Origin of the sequence: Pseudomonas sp. RL, from assembly GCF_000647775.1 — a bacterium.
Taxonomy (GTDB): Bacteria; Pseudomonadota; Gammaproteobacteria; order Pseudomonadales; family Pseudomonadaceae; genus Serpens; species Serpens flexibilis.
The window spans coordinates 1-661 of record NZ_JBOY01000181.1 but is presented as its reverse complement, the minus strand read 5'-3'; the positions used below and the strand labels follow the sequence as shown (position 1 = coordinate 661).

The window sequence follows — 661 nt, the reverse complement described above, 5'->3', positions numbered from 1 at the left end:
GTGCATCGGCTGCCACACCTGCTCGATCACCTGCAAGAACGTCTGGACCAGCCGCGAAGGCATCGAATACGCCTGGTACAACAACGTCGAGACCAAGCCCGGCATTGGCTATCCCAAGGAGTGGGCCAACCAGAAGCGCTGGCGCGGCGGCTGGGTGCGCAACGCCGACGGCAGCATCAACCCGCGCATCGGCGGCAAGTGGCGGGTTCTGGCGAACATCTTCGCCAACCCGGACCTGCCCGAGATCGACGACTACTACGAACCCTTCACCTTCGACTACCAGCACCTGCACACCGCCAAGGCCGGCGAGCACCAGCCCACCGCGCGGCCGCGTTCGCGCATCTCCGGGCAGCGCATGCGCAAGATCGAATGGGGACCGAACTGGGAGGAAATCCTCGGCACCGAGTTCGCCAAACGCCGCAAGGATGTCAACTTCGACCAGATACAGGCGGACATCTACGGCCAGTTCGAACACACCTTCATGCTCTACCTGCCGCGCCTGTGCGAGCACTGCCTGAATCCCAGCTGCGTGGCCTCCTGTCCGAGCGGCGCGATCTACAAGCGCGAGGAAGACGGCATCGTGCTGATCGACCAGGACAAGTGCCGTGGCTGGCGCATGTGCATCAGCGGCTGCCCGTACAAGAAGATCTATTACAACTGG

The 661-nt window shown here is 63.1% G+C and carries 1 protein-coding gene; it reads left to right on the top strand.

Annotation, left to right across the window (positions count from 1 at the left end; translation table 11 throughout):
• On the top strand, positions 1 to 661 hold a 661-nt coding region (locus tag AS93_RS0117930; RefSeq protein WP_027591866.1), incomplete at both ends, for a 4Fe-4S dicluster domain-containing protein.